Below are 23,153 nucleotides of genomic sequence, written 5' to 3' on the forward strand. Positions count from 1 at the left end.
CTCACTATTCAGTTGAGCAGTCAGTCCTTGACCACGTCAACGAAGTAACGCTCTTCGCCATCGATGGTTTCACGCACGAGACCGTGGACATCGGTTTCGAAGCCCGGGAAGCGTGAGTTGAAGTCGCGGGCGAACTTCAGGTAATCAATGATGGTGCTGTTGAAGCGCTCACCCGGCACCAGCAGAGGGATGCCTGGCGGGTAGGGGGTCACCAGCATCGCGGTGACACGGCCTTCCAGTTCATCGATCGACACCCGTTCCACGTCACGATGTGCCATCTTCGCCCAGGCATCGGCCGGTGTCATCGCCGGTTCGATGTTGGAGAGGTACATGTCAGTGGTGATCCGCGCCACATTGTACTCCTTGTACACGTTGTGGATGGCGCTACACAGGTCACGCAGGCCGACGCGTTCATACTGCGGGAACTTGGCGGCAAATTCCGGCATAACACGCCACATCGGCAGGTTATGGTCGTAATCGTCCTTGAACTGCTGGAGTTCGGTCACCATGGAGTTCCAGCGGCCTTTGGTGATGCCGATGGTGAACATGATGAAGAACGAGTAGAGCCCGGTCTTTTCGATAATGATGCCGTGCTCAGCCAGGTATTTGCTGACGATGGCGGCGGGAATGCCGTCATCGGCAAATTCGCCGTCCAGATCCAGCCCCGGGGTGATGATGGTGGACTTGATCGGGTCGAGCATATTGAAACCGGACTCGATCTTGCCGAAACCGTGCCAGGTGTCATCCTCATGGATAACCCAGTCGTCACGATCGCCGACGCCTTCGTCCGACTTCGGTGCCGGTCCCCAGACCTTGAACCACCAGTCATCCTTGCCGAACTCGGCGTCCACCTTGAGCATGGCACGGCGGAATTCGATCGCTTCGTGCAGTGACTCTTCGACGAGCGCCTTACCGCCCGGAGGCTCCATCATTGCAGCTGCCACATCGCAGGAAGCGATGATGGAATACTGCGGGCTGGTGGACGAATGCATCAGATAGGACTCGTTGAAGCGGTGCGTATCCAGCTTACGGTTGGTGCCGTCCTGCACAAGAATCTGTGATGCCTGGGACAGGCCCGCCAGTAGCTTGTGGGTCGATTGGGTCGCGAACACCAGGGTCTCGTCGGAGCGTGGGCGTCCCTCGCCGATGGCGTGCATGTTGCGGTAGAACGGGTGGAAGGTGGCGTGCGGCAGCCAGGCTTCATCAAAGTGCAGCGTATCGATGCTGTTGCCGAGCATTCCCTTGATGGTTTCCACGTTGTAGAGGATGCCGTCGTAGGTGCTCTGGGTGATCGTCAGAATACGCGGCTTTTTGTTCTTTGCTTCGCGGGCAAAGGGGTTGGCCTCGATCTTCTTGCGGATGGTTTCCGGATCGAACTCGCTTTTCGGGATCGGACCGATAATGCCGTAGTGGTTGCGGGTCGGCATCAGGAATACCGGTACCGCACCGGTCATGATAATCGAGTGCAGAATCGATTTATGGCAGTTACGGTCGACCACCACGATATCGCCCGGCGCCACGGTAGAGTGCCAGACCACCTTGTTGGAGGTCGAGGTGCCGTTGGTGACGAAGAACAGGTGGTCGCTGTTGAAAATACGTGCCGCGTTCGCTTCGCTGCTGGAGACAGGACCGGTGTGATCGAGCAGCTGGCCCAGCTCATCGACGGCGTTGCAGACGTCGGCACGCAGCATGTTTTCACCGAAGAACTGGTGGAACATCTGGCCCACCGGGCTTTTCAGAAACGCGACGCCACCGGAGTGCCCCGGGCAGTGCCAGGAGTAGGAGGAATCACTGGCATAGTCCATCAGCGCACGGAAGAAGGGCGGTGCCAGGTTTTCCAGATATTTGCGCGCCTCGCGAATGATGTGGCGGGCGACAAACTCCGGTGTGTCCTCGAACATATGGATGAAGCCGTGCAGCTCGCGCAGAATATCGTTGGGGATATGGCGCGAAGTGCGGGTTTCGCCGTAGAGGAAAATCGGAATATCGTTATTGCGCTTGCGCACTTCGACGATGAAATCGCGTACCGACTTCAGCGCAATGCTGATGTCCTCGTCGGTACCGCCGCCGAACTCTTCATCGTCGATGGAAAGGATAAAACAGGAGGCACGGCTGGCCTGCTGAGCGAAGGAGGTGAGGTCGCCGTAGCTGGTAAAGCCGACTACCTCCATACCCTCATTTTTTATGGCCTCGGCCAGGTCGCGAACGCCGGAGCCCGAGATGTTCTCGGCACGAAAATCTTCATCGATGATGACAACGGGGAAACGAAATTTCATCCACTTTGCCTGTATCTGCATATGAGTTGATTGCTGCCCGAGGCCCCTTTCAGCGGGGGGGTGGCACGCGCGGACTAGTGTAACAGCGCGTTAGTGAAGTATAAATGAAATCTACCTATCGGTAGGTATTGACACTGAACTATGCTGAAAGCGGATGATTGAGCATCAGCTGCAGCCAGATGTCTCGATCTCCAGGGTTTGCCCCTGTTCAATAACAAAAACTAGACAGTATGAGAGGCCGGTATGAATGTTGTTGCTCGGCTGGTAAGTGTGTTTTTACTGGGATGTTCCACCCTTGCCTTTGCCGCTCCTGAGCGAGCTGCCGCGGAAAATGCCAAAGCGCCCTTTATCCGAGGGCAGATCGTCGTCGATGAAGATTCCAAGCGATATCCCCGTTCAGAGGTGATCAAGTATTTGCCCTTGTCCGGATTGACCGTACTTGCGGTCGAGCCGGGGGAAGAGCTTGCCGCACTGGCGCGGGAGCGGCGTCTGGGCCGTAAGGCGATGCTCAATACGCGGGTGCAGGCGTTTGCCGCAACGAATGACCCCTTTGCTTCCTACCAATGGAATATGGAGCGCATCCAGGCTCAAACCGCTTGGGAGGTATCTACGGGAGCGGGGATTGTTGTAGCGGTTCTCGATACCGGCCTGAATCCCGGAGGGGCAGATGGGATCGGCTGCGTGGTTAATCCGCCGGACAACGATATCGTCAACCAGGACAGTGATGCGTTCGATGGTAACGGTCATGGCACGCATGTCAGCGGAACTATCGCCCAGAAAACCAATAATGCGGTGGGTGTCGTGGGGCTCGCATACGGTGCCTGCATTCTGCCGGTGAAGGTGCTGAGTGACTCAGGTTCCGGTGGTATGGCCGATATCGCCGAGGGCATCCGTTACGCGGTGGATAATGGCGCCAAGGTAATCAATATGAGCCTTGGGGTGAGTGCCCGCGCCCGCATTACCGGCGACCCCATCGTCGATCCCGCGCTGGAATATGCGTTTACGAACAATGTGGTGGTGGTTGCCGCCGCCGGAAACGACGGCTTTAAACGCAATGTTTCCTACCCGGCCATAAACGCCAATACCATCGCCGTGGGCGCCACTGGCTACGATGATGCTATCGCTCCTTACTCTAATCAGGGCGCCGGCCTCAATATTGTTGCGCCTGGCGGTAACAATAATCAGGATCTGAACGCGGACGGGTTTGCCGATGGCATTCTCCAGGAGGTTTACTCTGGTACGGAGTGGGGTTACTACTTTTACCAGGGTACATCCATGGCTTCGCCCCATGTAGCGGCTGCGGCCGCTATTCTGCTTGCAGACGAGCCGAATCTGAGTCCGTCGCAGGTGCTCGACAGGCTGCGCGGCTCGGCTCTGGATCTTGGTGCCAGGGGGTATGATTCCACCTTTGGCGATGGTCTGATTCAGGTCGCTGATGCACTCGGAGGTGGTTCCAGTGTGTCCGGTAACAGCGCTCCTCAGGCTCTGTTTGAATACGCTTGCGTGGACCTGCGATGTGAGTTCACCTCCACCTCGCAAGATTACGATGGCAGTATCGTTGAGTACGCCTGGGATTTTGGTGATGGTGCTACCGATAACGTTGCTGCGCCCAGCCACGACTATTCGGCGGCGGATAGCTACGATGTCAGGTTGACGGTACTGGATAACGAGGGTGCTTCTGACTCCGTCGTACAGACAGTGCTTGTGGTTAATCCAAGTGCGGGCTGTATCGATGCGGATGGAGATGGTTACTGCTCTGTAGCCACCGGCGGTGGTGATTGTGATGACACCACTTCCGATATCTACCCCGGACACCCCGATAAGGGTGGTCGTTGGGGCCGGGATGGTCTCGATAATGACTGCGACGGGGAGCCGGATAACGGCTGATCAGGTCTCGTTGTCGGGCTTAGCGGCTCTCATCCAAGTGGCTCTAATTTAATGGTTCTCTCAAAACGCCGGGGTTTGTGCTTCGGCGTTTTTTATTTCTGCAAAAAGCCCTTGTCGACAGTGACAGTCAGGCGTCACAAGCTAAGCTTTAAGCAACAGGCCGTCAGGCCAATTTACCGCCCAAAACAATAAGAAACCGGAGGGCGCCGTGATGATGGGCAGTATCAATCCCTATGCAACTTCCTACTCTACCTTGCCGGCGGGGTTGAACCGCTGGGCTTACGCCAACCTCGTTGATTTCTTCGAGCGCACCTGCGCCCGCTACGCCGATAAACCCGCGTTCACCAGTTTTGGCCGTACTCTCAGCTATGCCGAGCTAGAGCGTCTTTCAGCTTCCTTTGCCGTCTATATCCAGCGTCATACCGACCTTAGTCCCGGTGACCGTATCGCTATCCAGCTGCCCAACCTGATTCAGTATCCGGTAGTGCTGTTCGGTGCACTGCGGGCCGGTCTGGTGGTAGTCAATACCAATCCGCTTTATACCGCTGAAGAGATGGCGCATCAGTTCGCCGATTCCGGCGCCCGTGCGCTGGTGATTCACAAAAGCATGGCGCATAAGGCAGAGGCGATACTGGAGCGCACCCAGCTAAACCATCTTTTTGTTACTCAGGTGGGCGATCTGCACGGCTTTGTAAAACGCACACTGCTTAATGCGGCGATCAAGTACATCAAACACCTTGAGCCGGACTTTTATCTGCCGGGCGCGCTGGGGCTGAGGGATGTGCTGCTTGAGCACCTGGGTGAAAGGCCGACACCGGTAAAACCGGGCCTGCACGATCTGGCAGTGCTGCAGTACACCGGCGGCACCACCGGTGTTGCCAAGGGCGCGATGCTGACTCAGGGAAACCTGCTCGCCAACCTGATGCAGGGCTACGACTTCATTAACAGCCAAGGCAGTGGCTGGGCGGAGAACGTGCTGCTGCCGCTGCCGCTCTACCATATCTATGCCTTTACCGTATCGCAGATCATCATGGCCTCGGGCGGACACTGCGTGTTGGTGGCCAATCCTCGCGATATAGATTCCCTGGTGCGGGAAATAGCGCACTGGCCGATGACGGCGTTTATGGGGCTGAATACGCTGTTTAACGCTCTGTGTAACCGCGAGACCTTCAGGCAGCTGGACTTCAGTCGCCTGGAGCTGACCTTGTCGGGTGGCATGGCGCTGACACGGGACGCGGCCAATCGCTGGGAGAAGGTGACCGGCTGCCCGATCATGGAGGCTTATGGTTTGACCGAAGCGTCCCCGGCGGTGGCGATCAACCCGCGTCATGCGATTCAGCCGGGTACTATCGGACTGGCTCTGCCGCATACCGAAGTTAAAGTGGTGGATGAAGAGGGCCGGCAGGTGGCCGATGGCGTGCCCGGTATGCTCTGTGTGCGTGGGCCGCAGGTGATGGCAGGTTACTGGCAGCGTGAGGAGGAGACCCACGAGACGATCACCGATGACGGTTGGTTGAAGACCGGTGATATCGCCGTACAGCAGAGTGACGGTTACCTGCGTATCGTCGACCGGGCCAAAGATCTGATCATCGTCTCCGGGTTTAATGTGTATCCCAACGAAGTGGAGGATGTGGTCTGTGCACATCCTGAGGTCGTCGAATGCGCCGCCATCGGTGTGCCCGATCCTGACAGTGGCGAACGGGTGAAGCTCTTTGTGGTGAGTAACTCTGCATCGCTTGACCGTGCGGCTATCCGGGAGTGGTGCCGCCGCCATCTGACCGCGTACAAGGTACCGCGGGAGGTGGAGCTGGTCACAGAGCTGCCCAAGTCACCGGTGGGTAAGGTGATCCGCCGCCATCTGCGTGATGCCCCGCCTGCGGCGGATACGACCGGTACCACTGAAAGTCGCCGCAGCGCCTGAGCATCCAGACGGACCGGTCGCCGGATTGTCGTCTTTGCGACAACTCTGGGGCCGGTGCCGGTTTGACTTCTCTCCTTGTGCATGCCCGGTGCTGTAACTCGCTGAATTCTAGCTTCTTATCTCGGGGCTTTCGTCTGGTGTGGCGTTTGCAATGCTGGTGTAAACGGGTTGGTCGAGCAGCCCGTACACCCGCCTCCGGCCAGTGTCGGAAGCCCTCTGCTAGGAGATAGATATGAGCACAGATATCAGCTTCCAGTGCGTGGCCGATGCGGTCAGTGATCCTCAGGCACTGATTGTGGCCTTCGCGTCCCAGGATGGAGAGATGGTGGACCAGCACTTTGGCTCCGCCCAAGCGTTTTATACTTGGGCGATAACCGCAGAGAGTGCCGAGCTGATCGCCAGTCATGATTTTGGCTATGAGAAAAAGGACGGTAACGAAGACAAGCTCAAACCGAAGATGGCCTGGCTGGTGGGTGCCGATGTGGTCTATTGCGGCTCAATAGGCGGTTCGGCCACTCGCCAGCTGGTGACCCTGGGCATTAACCCGATCAAGGTGAAGGGCGGTCCGGATGTGGAGGAGCTTGTTGAGTCGCTGCAGGCAGATCTGGCCAGTGACTCCCCGGAATTCTGGCTGGCGAATATCCTCAAGCGCAAGGCGGGTGGCGGTGATGACCGCTTTGACCTGATGGAAGATGAGGGCTGGGAAGGCTGAAATACGGTCGGTATAGGCGCATAATGCAGAGCTTGTGACGCCGCCCTGACGGCGTGGAGGAACGGGCCGAGGTGCCGGTCTATGCGGGCTGGCGCTTTGCCTGGCCCAGATACAACTCGTTATCCCGTAGTTCCTCCTCTGTTGTTCAGCCTGTAAGGATACACCCACCCCATGTTCCAAGCCTTCCTCGTCCCGATTCTGCCGGTCATTCTGATCGCCGCTTTAGGCGCACTGCTCAGCCGCAAAACTGAATGGCTCAATAATCCCTCCCTGGGCGCCATGGTCACCAATATTGGCCTGCCCGCGCTTTTGCTGCATTCACTGCTGAGCATGGAGATGGACCTCTCTGGCATGGGGCGGATTCTGCTGGCGATGGTGGCGACTCTGGCCTTGTCTGCGCTGATTACCTGGCCGGTGCTGCGACTTTGCGGCCAGTCGGTGCGGCGCTATCTCTCGGTCCTGGTCAACCCGAATACGGGCAACCTGGGAATACCGGTCTCCTACGCGCTGCTCGGCGAGGACGCGCTGGCGGTGGCGGTAGTGGTGTCATCGGTGGTGACCATCAGCCATTTCACCCTGGGTGTGTCGGTGATGTCGGGCAGCTTTGCGCCGCGTCAGCTGCTGCGCAACGCACCGGCGCTGGCGCTGGTACTGGCCGCTGTGTTGCTGGGTTTTGAGGTGCAACCACCGGAGTTTGTGATGCGCACCCTGGATATGGTGGGTGGGATGACCCTGCCGATCATGCTGCTGTTGCTGGGGCGTTCGCTGGCGGCTTTGAAGCTTGGGCGCTCTACTCAGTGGACGCCGTTGCTGCTGATGTCGGCCTATCGCCCGCTGGTCGGGCTGATCAGTGCGCTGGCAGTGATCTGGCTGCTGAGGCTCAATGAGCTGGATGCGCGGGTGCTGATGATTCAGGCGGTGATGCCGGTGGCAGTGATCAGTTATATCCTGACCGTGCGTTACGAAGGACCCACCGAACGGGTGGCAGGTTTGATTCTGCTATCGATGCCGGCCTCCTTTGTGGTGGTCGGCATCCTGGCCCATTTCTGGTTGTAGCTTGCTGGAGGGCGTTACTTGATGATGATCAGGTCGCGCTTTTGCTCGATCTCTTCGATACGTGCCTGGGTCGCTTCGATAAACGCCTGGCCGGCGGCAATGCGGGCCTCGTTTTCATCGTCAAACTGAAGGAATGCACGGGTCATCGCCGAACGGCGACGGTCAAGCCAGGCATTCTGCTCCGTGAGCTCCTTGACCCGGGCATCACGGGGCAGGAAGTCGAGCATATCCTGGAACAGGACAAACAGCTGGGTATCGTACAGGTAAGCAACGCTGGAGAGCGTTTCATTGCGCGCTTCGGGGGAGGATTCTGCGGCGAACTGGCTTTCCAGTTGTGCCAGCGGTTGTTCCAGGTCCGGGAACCAGTCCAGCTCTTCGCTCAGGCCGCGGGCGATCTTTTCGTTGCGACTCAGCTCCGGCTTTTTCGTCTCTTTCTCTACTTCGGCAGCGCGCGGGGTTACGGGCGCGTCGGATTCTTCACCGCCCATAAACGGCATGGGGATGGACTCGCAGCCGGCGAGCATTAACGTGGCAAAAGCGACGGAAAGGCCGCGGGCCCGGGTGAATACGCGCATTCCTTGTTTCCCTGTCAGATGAGTTGAGGGGCCATTCTAACCGAGGCCCGGGCAAGAGGCATCCCGCAGGGGATGCCTCTTCAGGGAGCAGGTCGCGCCGATCAGTACTTCCAGCTCACACTCAGGCTGGCGTTGCGGGGCTCGCCGTAGTAGCTCTGCGTGCTGTACAGCGAGTTCAGGTACTTCTCATCTGTCAGGTTTTTCAGATTCAACTGGGCGCTGAGATTTTCGCTGAAACGGTAGGAGGCCATCAGATCCACCAGGGCGTAGGCGTCCTGGGTGGTGGTGATGCCGGCAGCCTGTTCGCGCTTGATATCGTCCTGCCACCTGACACTGGCGCCCATCTTCATCTGTGGCAGGGCGGCGGGCTGATAGGTGGTGGCCAGTTTCAGCTGGCGTGCCGGAATGAAGGTGCGTATTGCGTCGCCCTGATCATCCTCGATCTGTACGTAGGTAAAACCGGCGGTGGCGTGCCAGCGTGGCGCCAGTTCACCGGCCAGGGTGAGCTCAAAGCCGCGGCTCTCGGTGTCTTCACCCACGTAGAAAGTGGTGTTGTCGGCGCGGCGGCCACCGGAGGTCGCCAGGTCCGACTGTTTCGCGGTGAACAGGGCGGCGCCGGTCTCCAGTTTGCCATCCAGCCAGGTGCTTTTCAGGCCGACTTCATAGGCATCGCCCATGACCGGGTCGAGACGTGAGCCGGCTTCATCGGTTTCGCTCTGAGGACGGAAAATCTCGGTGTAGCTGGCGTAAACCGAATGGCGCTCGGTCAGGTCATACACCAGCCCGGCGTAGGGTGTCAGTTCACTGTCGCCGCGGTCTTGGTTTGCGCTGTAGGCGTCGCCTTTGGTGCGCAGGGATGTGTAGCGCGCGCCACCGATCAGGTTCAGCTGATCGGTCAGGCTGAAGCGGCCGGCGGCGTATACGCTGCGGGTCCAGTCTTTCCAGCTGCTGGCTGACTGTCTGGCATCAAAGCTGGGCTTTGGATAGTTGCCGTCCCACCTATCGCCCCAGTCGAGAGGGGTGCCTATACCCTGGCCGAAGTTGTTTAACTGAGATGACTCGGTTGAAGACCAGCTGGCGCCAAGCACGGCTTCATGTTCTCTGCCGCCCAGTGAAAAACCACCGCTGGCATAGACATCGCCCAGCAGCTGTTCGTCATCCTGCTCGTGGCGCGAGGGATAGGCGTAAGGTCCGGACTCGTTCGCGGCATTCGGCGTACCGGCGACATAGAAAAGGGCGTCGTCGGTCCTGCTCTCGATATAGCTCAGGTTCGCTTTCAGCTGCCAGCCGTTGGCGAAGCGTTGCTGCAGCTCCACAAAAGTCTCTTCACGGGTGTTATCCAGATAAGCCCAGTCGGTCGCGGTACTGGTGGAAACGTCATAGTCGGTGGCGGAACCGTCGGTGTAGAACAGCGGCAGGGCTCCCCAGAGCGGAGCATCCGGCTGAACGGTCTGGCGGCTGTGGCCGATGGTGAGTAGCGTGGAGTCGGTCAGGTCGGCTTCAACAACGCCATAAAACAGGTTGTTTTCACGGCTGTAGCGGTCCAGGTAAGAGTCGCCGGCGTCGTGGGCACCCACCAGTCGGCCGCGCACCGTTCCCGCTTTGTTCAGGGCCCCGCTGACATCGGCGTCGATGCGGCGATTATCCCAGCTGCCGTAGCGCGCATTGACCTGCGCCTGAAACTCTTCGGTGGGGCGTTTGCGCACGTAGTTGACCGTGGCCGACGGTGAGCCGGTGCCGGTCATCAGGCCGTTGGCGCCGCGCAGCACTTCGATACGGTCGTACATGGCGGTGTCCATATCGCCGTAGAGCAGGTCATAGGTAAACGGCAGGCCGAGACCATCCTGCTGAAAGTTCTGGATATCGAAACCACGGGCAGTGAAGGTAGCGCGGTCGGTTTCCACCCTTTCAACGGTGACGCCAGGGGTGGCATCCAGCACCTCCTTGGCGCCATCCAGACCAAAGTCGTCCATCTGCTGACGGGTAACCGTGGTGACGGTCTGCGGAGTTTCCTTCGCCGTCAGTTGCAGCCGCGTGGCGGCAGCGGAAGACTCTGATCTGTAGGTGTTCTCGGTACTCTGACCGCCATCGATCGCGGTATCGCTTATCTGCAGAGTGTCCAGGGCGACGTGATCCTGCTGATCGGCAGCCTGGGTATAGGGTGCGTGGATCAGTGCTGCGATGGCTAGGGTGAGGGCTGAGACCGGGAAAGAGGGATGTATCTTCATTATAGCGTCCTGCTAATAATAGAGTTAATGATTATCATTTATTTTGTTGACTTGTTGTTATTGTTTGTCCGTAACCTGCGTTGTTGCAGGGTTACGAATTACGAATCACGCGTTAACGTTAAGAGTTAAAGAGTCGGGCTAGTCCGGCAGAAAACCGCCACTCTGATGCGACCAGAGCTTGGCGTAGAGGCCGCCTTGATCCAGCAACTGCTGATGAGTGCCCTGTTCGATAATCCGGCCCGCATCCATGACGATCAGCCGGTCCATGGCGGCAATGGTAGACAACCGGTGGGCGATAGCGACCACGGTTTTGCCTTGCATCAGCTGGTCCAGGTTACGTTGGATATCGGTCTCGACCTCAGAATCCAGGGCCGAGGTGGCTTCATCGAGGATCAGGATCGGCGCGTCCTTGATCAGTACCCGGGCGATAGCGATACGCTGGCGCTGACCGCCGGAAAGCTTGACGCCGCGTTCGCCGACCAAGGTGTCATAGCCGTCAGGCAGGGATTCGATGAACTCGTCGATACGGGTCATCCGCGCCGCTTCACGCATTTTGCTTTCATCGGCGTCGGGGCGGCCGTAGAGCAGGTTGTCGCGGATGCTGCGGTGAAGCAGGGAGGTGTCCTGTGTGACGACGCCGATGTTTCGCCTCAGGCTTGCCTGGGTGACCTGATCGATACGCTGGTCATCGATCCGGATGCAGCCGGACTCAGGATCGTGCAGACGCAGTAGCAGATGGATCAGGGTGGATTTACCGGCGCCGGAGCGGCCGATAATGCCCACCTTTTCGCCGGCGCGGATCTGCAGGTCGAGCCCGTTAAATAGCGGCGGCTGTTCAGGGTAGGCAAAGCGCAGCTGGTCGATCTCGATCTGTCCGGCATTGAGCTCAAGCGCCTGGGCGTTGCTGTCGTCCTGAATTTCCAGCGGTCTCGACATGGCCCGGATGCCGTCCTGGACGGTACCCAGGTTGCGGGCCAGGTTGGAAACCTCCCACATGATGAACTGGGACATGGACTTGATTCGCAGGGTGAGCGCCACGGCGATGGCGATGGCGCCTGTGCCGATGCTTTCGTTCATCCAGAGATAGATCGACAGCGCACCGGTACTGAAAATCAGCAGCGCGTTAAGCCACCAGAGTCCCACGTTAAGACGCGTGATATGACGCATCAACGGATAGACCGAATCGAGAAAACGCTGCATCACCGCGCGGGTGTCTTGGGTTTCACGAGTGGTATCGGAGAATAGCCTCAGGGTGGTGAAGTTGGTGTAGCTGTCGACCAGGTGGCCCATCAGCCCGGAGTGCGCCTCTGCCTGGTCCTTGGCGCGCCGACTCAGTTCCGGCAGCTGGCGCTTGAGCAGCAGGGTATAGAGCACGAACCAGCCGAGCAGCGGCAGCGACAGGCGCCAGTCGGCGGAAAACACCAGTGCCGCCATCCCGGTGAGATAGACGCAGACATAGAGCAGCACATCCATCAGTTTAAGGACCGATTCCCGTATCGCCTCGGAGGTCTGCGCTACCCGGGTGGCCAGGCGGCCGGCAAATTCGTTCTGGAAAAAGGACCAGCTCTGCTCCAGCAGCGAGCGGTGCAGCGACCAGGTGACGGAGATGCCGTGGTTGATAAATAGGGTCTGGTGAAACAGCATGGAGTGCAGCAGCACGGCAATCGGCAGCGCAACCAGCACCAGTAGTGAAATGCCGATCAGTGTGCCGCGCTCGTCCTGTAAAAAGGTATCGCGGGAGCGGGTGCCGAGCCAGTCCACCAGGTCGCCAAGGAAGTTGAACAGGGTGACTTCCAGTATCGCCAGGAAGATCGTCAGCGCCCCCAGTGCCAGCAGCGGCTTTTCGAAGCCTCGGATGGTCTGGCGTGCAAAGGCGACCAGGTTGTCTGGCGGCGTTCCCGCGGCCTGTTCCGGCAGAGGGTTGGTCAAACGTTCAAACAGCGAAAACAGATTCATCAGGGCCGTATCCTTGCTGGCTCTACCCTTGGGGCTTATTTATCCGGTGCTCAGGCGCTGGCAAAGCGCCGCCGGGAGAGCAGATAAACAAAGTAGCTGCCGCCGATAATCGAGGTCAGCGACCCCACCGGCAGGGTGCTGGGCGGGATCAGCGTGCGGCTCAGTGCCTCTGACAGCAGCATCACGCCGCTGCCGATCAGGGCCGCATAAAGCAGGTGCTGACGCACGCCGCGGGCACCAAGCAGTGATGCCAGGTGCGGTGCCAGCAGGCCGATAAAGGCGATGGGTCCCACCAGGGCGGTGACCAGTGCGCAGACCAGGCCGACCACGGCGAGCAGAGCGGTGCGCGCGGCGCCGGTGGCCAGGCCACGGCCACGGGCCACGGTTTCACTGATGCTGAGCAGCGTCAGCGCGCGCTCGCCAAACAGCGTGATTCCCAGGCAGAACATGCAGCCGATAAATAGCATCAGGGCTTTATCGCCGGTCACCAGGTAAGTGGCACCCTGCATCCAGCTGAGCAGGGCAAAGGCGCGGTCGCCGCCCTGGGTCATCACCAGTTGCAGGCAGGCTTCCATCAGTGCTGCCAGCGAGATACCGATCATTGCGAGCCGGCCGGGAGAGAACTGCTGGCGGGCGTTAAGCAGTAGAAGCAGAGCCAGTACGCCGAGGCTGCCGGCCAGCGCGTTAGCGATCATGCTCGGGCTATTGATCACCTGGCCACTGACCGCGCCGATAATAATCGCCAGCGTCGCACCGGCAGAGATGCCGAGAATATCGGGGCTGGCCAGCGGGTTGCGGATCAGTCGCTGCAGGATCACTCCGGCCACGGCAAGGCCGGTACCGGCAGACAGGGCGGTGAGTATGCCGGGCCAGCGCAGCTGCCAGATAATCGGTTCCGGCACTGCCAGCATCCAGCCATCCTGGAGGTGATCGAGAAAGATCGCGCCGGCGCCGCTGACCAGCCCAAACAGGATCAGCAGGGGCAGGGTGAAGCGCCCTGGTTCACGCTGAATACTCCAGGGTTTCTCTTCGATCTGTCCGCCTTCACCCTTGCGCAGCAGCCACACCAGCATTGGCGCACCGATCAGTGCCGCGGTAGCGCCGCTGGGGACCAGAATGCCGCCCTGGGAGGCGAACATCGCCAGGCTGTCGGTGGCGGTGAGCAGCAGTGCACCCAGCAGCGGAGACATGGCCAGTTCCGAGCCCGCCCTGCGCATGCCGGCGATGCGTGCCAGGTTCGGCGTCAACAGGCCGATAAAGCCAACGATACCGGCGGCAGCGACGGCAACCGCGCTGTACCAAAGGGCCAGCAGCAGGAACAGGGCAAAAATCGGCAGCAGGTTCATGCCACGTGCCCGTGCACCCTGCTCGCCAAGGCGCAGCAGCGTCAGCACTCTGGGCGCCAGGAACAGCAGCGGCAGCGGCCACAACAGACGCGGTAGCAACCAGATCACCTTGTCCCAGCTCACCTGCGCCAGGTCGCCAGAGCTCCAGACAAACAGCGGCTGGGCGTATTGGTCGTTCAGCAGAATCAGCGCTGCGGCAATGGCCGCGAAAAGCAGGTTGATCGCCATGCCGGAGAGCACAATCGGTAAGCCGGAAAATCCCAGGCGACCGGCGAGCAGAAAGACGATCACCGTGGTGGTACCCGCACCGATCAGCGCGGCAAGATCGCGATGTTCGCTGGCGAACTGCGGCGCCAGTAGCGTCAAAATGAGCAGGGAGAGCCAGGCGCCGGAAGAGGTACCAAGAGTCATCGGTGACAGCAGTCGGTTTTGCGTCAGCTGCTGTAGCAGGGAGCCCGCCAGTCCCAGCGTTGCGCCGATAATCAGCGCCATGCACAGGCGCGGCAGGGCCGATTGTAGAAACTGAAAGTCCTGAGGCGTTTCGGCCTTGGCGCCAAACAGGAGGTTGACCTGTTGGCCGGCTGAAATTTCGGAGCCCAGCCAGAGGTGAAGCAGCGCGGCCAGAATCAATGCGCAGGGCAGGAACAGTGCGCGGGTTAAAGAGCAGTTCATGGCTTGGCCTCCGGCGCATCGGTCGGTAGCTCAAGTAGCGCCTTGGTGAGTTTCTCGGCCATGTAGTAACGGGATGATATGCCGCCGTAGCTCCAGGCCGGTTCCACTGAGCCCTGACGCCGGGCGTTGGCGAATGGCATCGCCTCCCAGAACGGCAGGTTGAACAGCTTGTCTTCAAGCGGGAAGGGTTCTATCTGCAGCAGTACGCCTTCCACCTCGGTCAGCTGGGTCATGGGACGCAGCCCCACGCCCCAGGTTGAGGCTGGCAATGAAATCGACTCTTTCAGCCCAAGGGCGCTCAGTGCCGCATGGACCATGGAGTTGCTGTCGTGGATGTAGACATGGGACAGGTTGGTCAGGCGCACGACATCGACGCTGGGCGGTTCACCGTTGAAGTGTTCGTTTACCTGCTGGCGCAGTGCGTTCAGTTTTGCTTTCTGCTTTTCCAGCTTCTGCAATGCCAGCTCTTCGCGATCAAACAGACGTGCGAGCTTAATAAAAGTGCTGCGGGCGCTTTCCTCGTTATCGTGATCGGCGTGGAAGTCATCGAAATAGAGCACCGGCGCGATCAGTTTGAGCTTTTGCAGCATGGCGCCCTGAGTTGAGCCGATGATGATCAGGTCCGGCTTCAGACGCGCGATCCGTTCCAGACTCGGCTGGTGTCTTACGCCCACGTCCGCGACCTTTTCGGGCAGCGCCGGTTGCGCAACCCAGGTGTTGTAGCCACTGGTGTCGGCGATGGCCAGCGGCGTGATATCCAGTTCGACCAGGTTTTCGACATTGTTCCAGCTCAGCGCGATAACCCGTTGCGGCGTCTTATCGAAGTGGTGGACGCCGGTGCTGTCGGTGATTTCGATTGCGAGGCTGGCTCGGCTCAGCGTCAGTAACAGTGCGAACAGACATAGAGAGAGCGCGGACTTCATCGTATTCCTTGTAGCTCCTTGTAAAACAAACAGTCGCGGTGGGAGATGGTTCAGGCGATCACCGCCACGGGAGCTTCCTGTTCCGGGTGTTGCAGCAGGCGGATGGGGATGCTGTAAAGCTCGCTGAGCGCGGCTTCATCCTGAATCTCTGCCGGGCTGCCCTGGAAGGCGACTTTGCCCTGCTTAAGGCCGACGATGTGATCGGCAAAACGCAGTGCCATGTTGAGGTCATGCAGGATCAGAATGACGCCGCGCTGGCGTTCACGGTTGAGCCGCTTCAGCAGTGCCAGCAGGTCATACTGGTGGCACAGGTCCAGGGCTGAGGTAGGTTCATCGAGCAGCAGCAGCGGAGCGTTCTGCGCCAGTAGCATCGAAACCCAGGCGCGCTGACGTTCGCCACCGGAGAGCTGGTCCACCAGGGTGTCGCGGTACTGACTGATATCGGTATCTTGCAGCGCCTCGGTGACGCTTACCTGGTCCTCCTGCTGCCAGCGACCGATCAGGCCGCGCCAGGGGAAGCGGCCCAGTTTGACCAGTTCGGTAACCGTGAGGCCCGAGGTGCCGGGCAGGCGCTGCGGCATAAATGCGGCGCTTCGGGCGAACTGTCTGGCGCCGTAGCTTTCCAGCTTTTTGCCATGCAGGCTTATCTGGCCTTCGGTGGGGCGGTTCTGCTGTGCCAGCAGGTTCATCATCGTCGACTTGCCGGAGCCGTTGTGGCCGAGGATAACCGTCACCCGGTCGGTGGGGAGCTCGAGGCTATCCAGATCGAGAACGGTACGCTCGCCGTGGCGCACCCTGATATTTTCGAGCTTATACATCGGTGTTCCATTCCTGACGTAACTGATTGATCCGGCGCTGGCGCGGAATACGTGGACAGGTGGGGCAGGGCTCTGCCGATTGACAGCGGAAGTACTGGCAGCAGGTCTTGCGGTCCAGTGCGAGCACTTCCCGATCCTGCTGTAGCGGAATACTCATCAGCCGGCTGGCGTTTTCGAGATTCAGCGCGCTCAGCCACTGCGAGGCCAGTTCCGTGATATTGAGATCCTGACCCTGCTGCCACTGCAGCAGGCAGCCTAGAATACGGTCAGCCAGCAGGCCTTCGCCGAGGCGGCGTTTGAACGCCCTGGATTCGAGTCGCGCAAAGATAGGCTCGAGGTAGGCCTGTAGCAGACCTGCCTGGCGTTCAATTAATGAGCCTTGCGGCGGAGCCGGCGGTATCAGGCTACGAATGCGATAACCGTAAACGCCCTCGGAGCGCTGTTGCTGTTCCAGCCCAGCGAGTGGAAGTTCGCTGTGCAAGCGGTGCACGGCAAGCAGTGACAGCACGGCAGGTTGCCAGCTGAGCGTCGACCAGGCGTAGGCATGCCAGTAGTGAGGGCCCGCCTCGGGGTTCTGCTGTTCGGCGATGACCAGTAGATCGCTGATGCAGTTGTCCAGGTCTGCACTGCCGACCCAGCGTGCGTCTGGGTCCTGCTTGTTTAATAGCGGTGTCAGACCGGGCAGAAAGCGTTGATACTCGGTATTAAGCTGAGCGAGCAGAGAGCTGGCGTCGAGAGTGGTTGCGGCGGAAGCGGGGGATTTGCTCCCGAGACTCTTTTGATCGATTGCCACTGCTTGCCTCCCTGACGACTGATGATCTAATGACTTATTCCAGCGATTTGTTCCGCGATCTATCCAGCGATCTATCTAGCAACAAACAGAACCAATGGAGCCGGGATCTGCGCTGACAATCGCCTATCAACCAATCGCTTATCAACAAATAAGAATCTACTAATAATCTAAGAGATAATTATTCTCATTTATTCTTTCCTATAGCGAAGGTCTGGTCAACCGTTTGCGACCTGATCTTGCTGCAAGCCTCCTTATTCGGGCGATGGCTTGCTATAATCCCCCGCCTTCGTTGGCAAGCGTCTTATTACCTGACCCGAACGCTTGTCCCTTTGCGTGCAGTCGAGGCCTGGCCCGTCTGCCGAATAGTGTTGTGACAGGAGACACAAATGGGTGCAAAAGTTGCGATCGTGATGGGATCGCGCTCGGACTGGCCGACCATGGAAGAAGCCGCAGGGATCCTCGATACCCTGGGCGTGGCTTATCACACCGAGGTCGTTTCGGCTCATCGTACGCCGGATAAAATGTTCGACTTTGCCGAACATGCCGCCGAGAACGGGTTCAAGGTCATCATCGCCGGTGCCGGCGGTGCGGCTCACCTGCCGGGCATGATCGCCGCCAAAACGCTGTTGCCGGTGCTGGGTGTTCCGGTGCAGAGCAAGGCGCTGAGCGGTAAAGACAGTCTGCTGTCTATCGTGCAGATGCCGCGGGGTATTCCGGTGGGCACCCTGGCCATAGGCGGTGCTGGTGCGTTCAATGCTGGCCTGATGGCTGCGCAGATGCTGGCGGTTGAAGATGCCGAGCTGTGCAAGCGTATCGGTGACTGGCGCCGAGAGCAGACCCAGACCGTGCTCGATAACCCCGATCCCCGTGACTAACTGATTGCAGGTTTAATGATGTTGCCAAGAATTGTCGTGGCCGGTAACGGTCAGTTGGGCCAGATGCTGCAGCAGGCTGGCGCACCGATGCAGTTGAAGGTGATGCCGGTTGAGCCCAACCAGGATATCGAAGTCGCCCTGCATGCGGATGATGTGATCACCGTCGAGGTCGAGCACTGGCCCGACACGGTCACCGGTCTGCAGTTGAAGAACCATCCCAACTTCCGTAACGCCTCTGCGCTGCACGCGGTGATTGACCGTCAGCGTCAGAAGAGCCTGCTGGATCAGCTGCAGGTGCCGACCGCTCCCTGGGTTGATCTGGACAGCGAAGCGAGCCTTACCGAAAAGCTCGAAAGCCTGGGTGAGCGTGCCGTCGTTAAACGTCGTCGTGGCGGTTATGACGGTCGTGGCCAGTGGCGCTGGCAGCGCGGTGGTGAGGTTGAAGCCGAGTGGGCGGAAACCTGCATCGCTGAAGCGATGATCCCGTTCAGTCACGAGGTGTCTCTGGTAGGCGCCCGTAACGCCAAGGGCGAGAAGGTGTTCTATCCGCTGACCCGCAACTGGCATGAGAACGGTATCCTGCGTGCCAGCGTGGCCGGCCTGGATGTTCCGCAGGAGCAGCAGGACAGCGCTGAAGAGTGGCTGAGCCGCATCATGGACGACCAGAACTACATCGGCGTTATGGCGATGGAGTGCTTTGTCGTGGACGGCCAACTGCTGGTCAATGAACTGGCGCCGCGGGTTCACAACTCCGGTCACTGGACCCAGGAAGGCGCGACTATCAGCCAGTTTGAGCTGCATCTGCGGGCGCTGGCGGAGCTGCCGCTGATCAAGCCTGAGATCAAGGGCGTATCGGTGATGTACAACCTGCTGGGCCGCACCTGGAAAACCGAGTGGCTCGGTATCGATGGCGTGCATGTTCACTGGTATGGCAAATCCCTGCGTCCGGGACGCAAGGTCGGTCATGTGAATATCAATCGCCCGACCCTGGCTCAGCTTGAAGAAAGTCTGAAGGCTCTGAAAGAGCTGGTGGACGATGAAGATCGGATCGCGTTCGACTGGAGTCTCGAGCAGCTCTGATTCTCTACAGTAATACTTGCCAGTCCGCCCTTTGCACTTGTTCGGCTCTTGTTCGGTGCGGGGCAGGCTGGTAGTATTGCCCGCGCTCTTGGGGGAGTAGTCTGCTTTCCGGTTCCCAGCCGGTGAGCGTCACTGTCAACATAATTGAGCCTCAATGCTCATGGCAGTGACAACCGTACGTAGCCGGCGGTTTGACGAGACCTAAGACACAGCATGCTGCTCTAGGCGGGCCAGCGTGATTGTGTCTTATGGTTTATGCCCGCCTGGAAGTCTGTCAATGGAAGCTTTTCTCTCTTCTACTCTTGCGGTTGCTATCGCCGAAATCGGTGATAAAACGCAGCTGCTTACTCTCTTTCTCGTTGCTCGTTTCCCGGCGCAGCGGATGGCCATTATTCTCGGTATTCTGATCTCTACCCTGGTTAACCATGGTATCTCAGCCTGGTTTGGCGCCTGGCTTGTGGAATGGATCCCGCAAAACTGGGTTCCCTGGATTATCGGTTTGAGCTTTATCGCCGTGGGTCTCTGGGTGCTGGTACCGGACAAGGATGATGAAGAGGAGGGCGGTGCTCTCAAATATGGTGCTTTCATTGCGACCTGTATTCTCTTCTTTATCGCCGAGATTGGTGACAAAACCCAGATTGCTACGGTGATTCTCGCGGCACGCTACGAAGATGCATTGCTGGCGGTAGTGGCTGGCACGACCCTGGGCATGTTGCTCGCCAATGTCCCGGTGGCCTGGTTCGGTGGCTGGTTGATGCAGAAGATACCGCTGCACTGGGTCCGCTGGAGTGCCTGCGGACTGTTCGTGTTGCTTGGGGTGGCTTCCCTGACGCAGTTATGAAACAGTTATAAAACAGATTTGATATAGATCGGATGAACTTTGTTGATTCCGGTGACTCTATGAAAGGAATACGCTCCAGATCGGCCCGCTAGGAGGATAAGAGTCTTGAAGGCCCTGGTTTCACTTGTTGTGCTTACTTTCTCTCTGCTCGCAGGAGTAGAGGAAAGCTCGGCTAATGGAGCCGTAAGCCAACAGTTGGCCATCTGTGACTCATCCTCCCTGGTTGATCTGGCGCTGACGCCTGCCAGTGGCGATGCTGTCTGCCCTGCAGCAGTATCGTTGCTTGCGCCTTTAACGCCCTTTATCGGGGTGGCTCCCTCTAGCCAGCATTGCGCTGGTCGCATAGAAACAACCCGTCATATTCGCGCCCCTCCTGCACTGTTCTGACCCCGCTTTAACTTTACTTACATGTTAGCAACGTCCTGTCGGCAGGAGGGTTTTCTCGTGCCGGTGTCAGGGAGGTCAGATGATTACTGCAGTGAATTTTCGTCACGGTATCGATAACCCGGCTGCGATGCAGCGTATTCAGAGTCGTTTGGATCGAATTGCATCAAAAACCAGTCAGGCTCGCCGTATCGAAGTGGTGCTCGACCGCATCGCTTATGACGGTAGTCCCGCCTGCAACTATGAGTGCCATATCTCTTTTCGCGGCAAGGAAAAGAAGAATCTGGATATCCGTGCCGACAAACGGCATCCGGATATGGCCATCGATGATGCCTTTGATCGTCTCAATATGGCGCTTAGCGGAAGTCTGAATCGTCGTAACCGTAAGCGTCGTGCTGGCTGACTTGAATCGTTTTTACCTGGCCCTACTTAAAGGAGGGAAGCAGGTATGACTGAGGAATCTGTTATGAAAAAAAGAGTGTGGTTAGGTGCGTTCGCACTTTGTTCGGCGCTGGCGTTGAACGCTAACGCGGCGCTGCCAATAAGTGATTCTCAGGGTGAGCAGCTGCCTTCGCTGTCACCGATGTTGAAGGAGGTGAATCCTGCGGTGGTGAACATCGCAACCTTCTCGACACAGAAGGTGTATAACCCTCTCCTCAATGACCCGTTTTTCCGGCGCTTCTTTAATGTGCCGGAGCAGCAGGCGCGCCCTCAGCAACAGCGCCGCCAGGCCAGTGCGGGTTCCGGTGTGATCGTGGATGCTGGTGAAGGCACCATCGTGACCAACTACCACGTTATCAAGGGGGCTGATGAGATTGAGGTTTCGCTGGTAGATGGGCGCAACTTTGACGCGAAGCTGGTTGGGGCTGATCCGGAAGTGGATATCGCTGTGCTGCATATCGAAGCGGATGACCTTACTGATCTGCCGATCAGTAACTCGGATAAGCTCGATGTGGGCGATTTTGTCGTTGCCATCGGTAACCCCTTTGGGCTCGGCCAGACGATAACCACGGGCGTGGTCAGTGCCTTGGGGCGCACCGGGCTAGGCATCGAGGGGTATGAGAACTTTATCCAGACCGATGCTTCCATCAACCCGGGTAACTCCGGTGGCGCGCTGGTTAATCTGAATGGTGAGCTGATCGGTATCAATACGGCGATCATCGCACCGGGCGGCGGTAACGTGGGTATAGGTTTTGCGATCCCTACCAACATGATGCGTCGTGTGGCTGATCAGATTCTCGATCACGGCGAAGTGACTCGTGGCCAGATCGGCGTGGCGATCCAGGATATTACTCCGGAGCTGCAGGAGGCGTTCGACCTGGAGAACGGGCAGAAAGGTGTGCTGGTGACCGAGGTGCTGGAAGACTCCGAGGCAGAAGAGGCTGGTCTGAAGTCAGGTGATGTGATCCTTTCCGTCGATGGCAAGGAAACTCCGAACGCCGGCCAACTGCGTCACCGTATCGCCTTCTCTGGCATCGGTAACGCCGTGGAGCTGGAAATTATTCGCGATGGCGATCCGATGACTGTTGATGTCAAAGTAGGGCAGTCCACCTCCAAGTCGGGTGATGTGCGTCTGCATAAGCTGCTTAAGGGCATAGGTGTGGCCAACTCTCCAGATGGTGAAGGGGTGGTGATCACTGATGTGGATCCCCAGTCTCGCGCCGCTGCGGCGGGCTTGCGCTCCGATGACGTGATTCTGAGCGTTAACCGCAGCAAGGTGAATACCGTTGCCGATCTGGATCAGGTGCTGTCTCGGGTCGATGACAAGCTGTTGCTGCAGATTCGTCGTGGCCGTGGTGTGTTCTACCTGGTGCTGCGTTAAGCGCGGTTTCTGCTGATCGATCCAAGGGCTGCCTTTGAGGGTGGCCCTTTTTTATGTTTGGTAGTTCATGTTTGGTGGGAAAGCCGCGCTGCTATGGTTGGCTTGGCGCAGAAACAACAAAGCCCCGCGGTTAGGCGAGGCTTTGTCGTGAAATTTAATGGTGGTGAGGGGTGGATTGTTCCCCTTCGGGCCGCCGTGCGTTGCACGACGTCGTCTCGCGCGCTCTTGGCGATTATGTCGCTCGGCTCGAACCACCTTCGGCGATTCTCATCCATCCTTGGTTTTGCGTAGATACAACAGAGCCCCGCGGTTAGGCGAGGCTTTGTCGTGAAAATCAATGGTGGTGAGGGGTGGATTGTTCCCCTTCGGGCCGTCGTGCGTTGCACGACGTCGTCTCGCGCGCTCTTGGCGATTATGTCGCTCGGCTCGAACCACCTTCGGTGATTCTCATCCACCCTTGGCTTTGCGCAGAAACAACAAAGCCTCGCGATTAGGCGAGGCTTTGTCGTGAAATTCAATGGTGGTGAGGGGTGGATTGTTCCCCTTCGGGCCGTCGTGCGTTGCACGACGTCGTCTCGCGCCGTCGGCGCTCGGCTCGAACCACCTTCGGTGTTTCTCATCCACCCTTGGCTTTGCGTAGAAACAACAAAGCCCCGCGATTAGGCGAGGCTTTGTTGTGAAAATTAATGGTGGTGAGGGGTGGATTCGAACCACCGAAGCTTGCGCGTCAGATTTACAGTCTGATCCCTTTGGCCACTCGGGAACCCCACCAGCGGCCGCGTATAATAGAGATCTCGTCGGGGGCTGTAAAGTGTTCATTGGGTGCATTTGGCCATTTTTTTGATATGCATGATGCGCGCAAAAATTCCTGCTGGAATGAAAAAAATTCTTCTGTATCCTGCACACCCGCTTAGGCCCCGTAACGCTGGGGCTGCCGCCGTTTTGGCTGTAGTGAGAGCGACAAAACCGCACAATTTCAACTCTTGAA

The 23,153-nt window shown here is 58.5% G+C and carries 17 protein-coding genes, 1 tRNA gene, 3 other RNA genes and 1 riboswitch; of the genes, 9 read left to right on the plus strand and 12 right to left on the minus strand.

What is annotated here, in order from left to right; all coding sequences use genetic code 11:
- Positions 1-20: 20 nt before the first annotated feature.
- Positions 21-2,276, minus strand: a complete 2,256-nt coding sequence (locus tag CLV83_RS02410) for an arginine/lysine/ornithine decarboxylase (RefSeq protein ID WP_132287006.1) — start codon at positions 2,274-2,276, stop codon at positions 21-23.
- 243 nt (positions 2,277-2,519) lie between these two features.
- Between CLV83_RS02410 and CLV83_RS02415 the strand changes: the two genes are divergently transcribed.
- From CLV83_RS02415 to CLV83_RS02430, 4 genes are all read left to right on the plus strand, one after another.
- Positions 2,520-4,163, plus strand: coding sequence for a S8 family serine peptidase (locus tag CLV83_RS02415; protein WP_132287009.1), 1,644 nt, complete (start codon positions 2,520-2,522; stop codon positions 4,161-4,163).
- Positions 4,164-4,374: 211 nt separating this feature from the next.
- On the plus strand, positions 4,375-6,084 hold the full coding sequence (locus CLV83_RS02420) for an AMP-binding protein (RefSeq protein WP_279387519.1): 1,710 nt from the start codon (positions 4,375-4,377) through the stop codon (positions 6,082-6,084).
- Positions 6,085-6,316: 232 nt separating this feature from the next.
- On the plus strand, positions 6,317-6,796 hold the full coding sequence (locus CLV83_RS02425) for a NifB/NifX family molybdenum-iron cluster-binding protein (RefSeq protein ID WP_132287012.1): 480 nt from the start codon (positions 6,317-6,319) through the stop codon (positions 6,794-6,796).
- Positions 6,797-6,967: 171 nt separating this feature from the next.
- Complete coding sequence (locus CLV83_RS02430; protein ID WP_132287015.1) at positions 6,968-7,852, plus strand: AEC family transporter; 885 nt, start codon at positions 6,968-6,970, stop codon at positions 7,850-7,852.
- Between the two features lie 14 nt (positions 7,853-7,866).
- On the opposite strand, the gene CLV83_RS02435 is transcribed toward CLV83_RS02430, so the two are convergent.
- The 7 genes from CLV83_RS02435 to CLV83_RS02465 all read right to left on the minus strand — a co-directional run bounded on the left by CLV83_RS02435 (position 7,867) and on the right by CLV83_RS02465 (position 17,163).
- Complete coding sequence (locus CLV83_RS02435) at positions 7,867-8,427, minus strand: hypothetical protein (RefSeq protein WP_132287018.1); 561 nt, start codon at positions 8,425-8,427, stop codon at positions 7,867-7,869.
- A gap of 101 nt (positions 8,428-8,528) precedes the next feature.
- Complete coding sequence (locus CLV83_RS02440; RefSeq protein WP_132287021.1) at positions 8,529-10,655, minus strand: TonB-dependent siderophore receptor; 2,127 nt, start codon at positions 10,653-10,655, stop codon at positions 8,529-8,531.
- A gap of 138 nt (positions 10,656-10,793) precedes the next feature.
- Positions 10,794-12,611, minus strand: a complete 1,818-nt coding sequence (locus CLV83_RS02445; protein ID WP_279387515.1) for an ABC transporter ATP-binding protein — start codon at positions 12,609-12,611, stop codon at positions 10,794-10,796.
- A 50-nt stretch (positions 12,612-12,661) separates the two neighbouring features.
- Positions 12,662-14,629: a Fe(3+)-hydroxamate ABC transporter permease FhuB gene (gene fhuB / locus CLV83_RS02450; RefSeq protein WP_132287024.1), complete on the minus strand. Its 1,968-nt coding sequence runs from the start codon at positions 14,627-14,629 to the stop codon at positions 12,662-12,664.
- Complete coding sequence (locus CLV83_RS02455) at positions 14,626-15,552, minus strand: iron-siderophore ABC transporter substrate-binding protein (RefSeq protein ID WP_132287027.1); 927 nt, start codon at positions 15,550-15,552, stop codon at positions 14,626-14,628. Before CLV83_RS02455 ends, fhuB begins: the two co-directional genes overlap by 4 nt.
- A 50-nt stretch (positions 15,553-15,602) precedes the next feature.
- Positions 15,603-16,370 carry an ABC transporter ATP-binding protein gene (locus CLV83_RS02460; protein ID WP_132287030.1) on the minus strand — a complete coding sequence of 256 codons (768 nt, stop codon included), beginning with the start codon at positions 16,368-16,370 and terminating at the stop codon, positions 15,603-15,605.
- Positions 16,363-17,163: a hypothetical protein gene (locus CLV83_RS02465; protein WP_132287033.1), complete on the minus strand. Its 801-nt coding sequence runs from the start codon at positions 17,161-17,163 to the stop codon at positions 16,363-16,365. The genes CLV83_RS02460 and CLV83_RS02465 overlap by 8 nt, the downstream gene beginning before the upstream one ends.
- A 386-nt stretch (positions 17,164-17,549) precedes the next feature.
- Between CLV83_RS02465 and purE the strand changes: the two genes are divergently transcribed.
- The 5 genes from purE to CLV83_RS02490 all read left to right on the plus strand — a co-directional run bounded on the left by purE (position 17,550) and on the right by CLV83_RS02490 (position 22,165).
- A complete protein-coding gene (gene purE / locus CLV83_RS02470) occupies positions 17,550-18,038 on the plus strand; it encodes a 5-(carboxyamino)imidazole ribonucleotide mutase (protein ID WP_132287036.1) in 489 nt (162 codons plus the stop codon).
- A gap of 18 nt (positions 18,039-18,056) precedes the next feature.
- Entirely contained in the window at positions 18,057-19,118 is a 1,062-nt protein-coding gene (gene purK / locus CLV83_RS02475; RefSeq protein ID WP_207894689.1) for a 5-(carboxyamino)imidazole ribonucleotide synthase, read from the plus strand.
- Positions 19,119-19,197: 79 nt separating this feature from the next.
- Positions 19,198-19,381, plus strand: a riboswitch (yybP-ykoY riboswitch).
- Positions 19,382-19,395: 14 nt separating this feature from the next.
- A complete protein-coding gene (locus CLV83_RS02480; protein WP_132287039.1) occupies positions 19,396-19,959 on the plus strand; it encodes a TMEM165/GDT1 family protein in 564 nt (187 codons plus the stop codon).
- A gap of 466 nt (positions 19,960-20,425) precedes the next feature.
- Complete coding sequence (locus CLV83_RS02485) at positions 20,426-20,746, plus strand: HPF/RaiA family ribosome-associated protein (RefSeq protein ID WP_132287042.1); 321 nt, start codon at positions 20,426-20,428, stop codon at positions 20,744-20,746.
- 63 nt (positions 20,747-20,809) lie between these two features.
- Entirely contained in the window at positions 20,810-22,165 is a 1,356-nt protein-coding gene (locus CLV83_RS02490; protein ID WP_243642257.1) for a DegQ family serine endoprotease, read from the plus strand.
- A 158-nt stretch (positions 22,166-22,323) separates the two neighbouring features.
- On the opposite strand, the gene CLV83_RS02495 is transcribed toward CLV83_RS02490, so the two are convergent.
- From CLV83_RS02495 to CLV83_RS02510, 4 genes are all read right to left on the minus strand, one after another.
- A non-coding RNA gene (locus tag CLV83_RS02495) (RtT sRNA) lies at positions 22,324-22,457 on the minus strand.
- A 46-nt stretch (positions 22,458-22,503) separates the two neighbouring features.
- A non-coding RNA gene (locus CLV83_RS02500) (RtT sRNA) lies at positions 22,504-22,637 on the minus strand.
- 46 nt (positions 22,638-22,683) lie between these two features.
- Positions 22,684-22,806, minus strand: a non-coding RNA gene (locus CLV83_RS02505) — RtT sRNA.
- Between the two features lie 46 nt (positions 22,807-22,852).
- Positions 22,853-22,936: transfer RNA gene (locus tag CLV83_RS02510), tRNA-Tyr, on the minus strand.
- Positions 22,937-23,153 lie beyond the last annotated feature (217 nt).

Source organism: Marinobacterium mangrovicola (assembly GCF_004339595.1).
GTDB classification, from domain to species: Bacteria; Pseudomonadota; Gammaproteobacteria; order Pseudomonadales; family Balneatricaceae; genus Marinobacterium_D; species Marinobacterium_D mangrovicola.

Bases quoted from the DNA above. Each gene is read 5' to 3' on its own strand.
- purK (WP_207894689.1), top strand. From the start codon at position 18,057: ATGTTGCCAAGAATTGTCGTGGCCGGTAACGGTCAGTTGGGCCAGATG.
- fhuB (WP_132287024.1), bottom strand. From the start codon at position 14,629: ATGAACTGCTCTTTAACCCGCGCACTGTTCCTGCCCTGCGCATTGATT.
- CLV83_RS02445 (WP_279387515.1), bottom strand. From the start codon at position 12,611: ATGAATCTGTTTTCGCTGTTTGAACGTTTGACCAACCCTCTGCCGGAA.
- CLV83_RS02485 (WP_132287042.1), top strand. From the start codon at position 20,426: ATGATTACTGCAGTGAATTTTCGTCACGGTATCGATAACCCGGCTGCG.
- CLV83_RS02455 (WP_132287027.1), bottom strand. From the start codon at position 15,552: ATGAAGTCCGCGCTCTCTCTATGTCTGTTCGCACTGTTACTGACGCTG.
- CLV83_RS02440 (WP_132287021.1), bottom strand. From the start codon at position 10,655: ATGAAGATACATCCCTCTTTCCCGGTCTCAGCCCTCACCCTAGCCATC.
- CLV83_RS02460 (WP_132287030.1), bottom strand. From the start codon at position 16,370: ATGTATAAGCTCGAAAATATCAGGGTGCGCCACGGCGAGCGTACCGTT.
- CLV83_RS02425 (WP_132287012.1), top strand. From the start codon at position 6,317: ATGAGCACAGATATCAGCTTCCAGTGCGTGGCCGATGCGGTCAGTGAT.
- CLV83_RS02435 (WP_132287018.1), bottom strand. From the start codon at position 8,427: ATGCGCGTATTCACCCGGGCCCGCGGCCTTTCCGTCGCTTTTGCCACG.
- CLV83_RS02490 (WP_243642257.1), top strand. From the start codon at position 20,810: ATGAAAAAAAGAGTGTGGTTAGGTGCGTTCGCACTTTGTTCGGCGCTG.
- CLV83_RS02480 (WP_132287039.1), top strand. From the start codon at position 19,396: ATGGAAGCTTTTCTCTCTTCTACTCTTGCGGTTGCTATCGCCGAAATC.
- purE (WP_132287036.1), top strand. From the start codon at position 17,550: ATGGGTGCAAAAGTTGCGATCGTGATGGGATCGCGCTCGGACTGGCCG.
- CLV83_RS02420 (WP_279387519.1), top strand. From the start codon at position 4,375: ATGATGGGCAGTATCAATCCCTATGCAACTTCCTACTCTACCTTGCCG.
- CLV83_RS02415 (WP_132287009.1), top strand. From the start codon at position 2,520: ATGAATGTTGTTGCTCGGCTGGTAAGTGTGTTTTTACTGGGATGTTCC.
- CLV83_RS02410 (WP_132287006.1), bottom strand. From the start codon at position 2,276: ATGAAATTTCGTTTCCCCGTTGTCATCATCGATGAAGATTTTCGTGCC.
- CLV83_RS02430 (WP_132287015.1), top strand. From the start codon at position 6,968: ATGTTCCAAGCCTTCCTCGTCCCGATTCTGCCGGTCATTCTGATCGCC.